A 1501-nucleotide genomic window follows, 5' to 3' on the forward strand; every position below is an offset into this window, starting at 1 on the left:
GGAGGAACAGATTCTGGACTCCGCGATCCAAAGCCAGATCGCCGCCGGGGGAGTGGACGCCGCCAACCCGGTGGTGGTCTTCGGCTGGTCGCAGAGCGCGGATTTCTCCGGGCTGACCGAGCCGGAACTCGCCGCCCAAGGTGTGCTCAGCGATGACGTGCACTTCATCATGGTCGGCGATGCCAGCAATCCCGACGGCGGCTTGCTGGAACGCTTCGACATCCCCGCTGGTTCGGATCCGTCGGTGCCGAGCCTGGGCATCACGTTCGACGGCGCCACGCCGGCCGATTTGTTTCCGACAGACATCTACACCAACGAATACGACGGCTTCGCCGACTTCCCCAAGTACCCAATCGACTTCCTGTCCGACCTGAACGCGTTCTTGGGGATCCTCTTTGACCACATCACCTATCTCAACCCGCTTCTCGGCCAGCTCGCCGACGCAATCCAACTGCCGACATCGGCCGCCGACACGCTGACCAACTACTACATGGTTCCCGAGGATCTGCCGCTGCTGGACCCGCTGCGGCTGATCCCCGTCATCGGCAATCCGCTGGCCGATCTGCTGCAGCCCGACATGTCGGTGCTGGTCAACTATGGCTACGGCAGCATCACCGACGGCTGGAGCCCGGGGTTTGCCGACGTGCCCAGCCCGATGGGGCTACTCCCGACCGACCTCAACTTGGGCGACGTGTTCACCGCTCTGGTCAACGGGATCCCGCAAGGCATCACCGCCGCCATCAAAGATCTGCAGGATCCTGCTAATTACCAGGTCATTTCGTCCATTTTCGACAATCCGATAACCAATCAGCTGATCAGCATTGCGCACACGATGGGCTTCACCGACGCCACGAACCTGCAATCGCTGCTGAACATTCCGACGCTGCTGAGCCTTGCGCAAACCGCGTTGAGTCATTTCGCCAACTTCCCGATTTCGGATGCGACGCTGCTCTCGTCGCCGACCGAGCTCATCAACGATTTCAGCGCCACCCTGTCGGCCGACTACGCGACCCTGGTGCCCGTCGCCGACACCGTCACCGCGCTGCTCACCAGCCTGCCCTCCTATGACATCAGCCTCTTTACCGATCAACTCGAGGCCGGGAATCTGCTTGGCGCCATTGGTGATCCGATCGCCGCCGACATCGCGCTGGTGCCGTTCGCCTTCGGCTATGGGGCGGCCGCACCCGTCCTGGAGGCGGCCGCAGGGACGCTGCTCAACCTGGTGGACCTGATCCCGGGGCTCTAGTTCAGCCAGCGTGAGCCGCGAAGAACTGCCAGATGGTCTGGGTGGCGTTCAACGCGTTGCGCGGGCCCAATCGTTCGAGAAACGTGGTCCCGCCGGGCCACTGGTGTCGACCGCCCTCGACGGTGACCAACTCGACGCCGCGATGCTCGGCGCACGCCGCGGTCGATGTGGTGACCAGGGCCGTGGTTTTGACATCGGGCGGGTCGCACTGGTCGACCTTGCGCCAGAACGCGTCGACGTCGGGTATCGGTGGGC

Annotated in this window: 1 protein-coding gene and 1 pseudogene; one reads left to right on the plus strand and one right to left on the minus strand. The window is 63.6% G+C overall.

Annotated elements, in window-relative coordinates; genetic code table 11:
* A partial coding sequence (locus WBF82_RS23075) for a PE-PPE domain-containing protein (protein ID WP_424385253.1) occupies positions 1-1246 on the plus strand: 1246 nt, incomplete at its 5' end.
* A 1-nt stretch (position 1247) separates the two neighbouring features.
* Here WBF82_RS23075 and WBF82_RS23080 read toward each other — a convergent pair.
* Positions 1248-1501: pseudogene (locus tag WBF82_RS23080) on the minus strand (alpha/beta hydrolase family esterase); the annotation flags it as partial.

Origin of the sequence: Mycobacterium sp. (assembly GCF_049673265.1) — a bacterium.
Taxonomy (GTDB): Bacteria; Actinomycetota; Actinomycetes; order Mycobacteriales; family Mycobacteriaceae; genus Mycobacterium.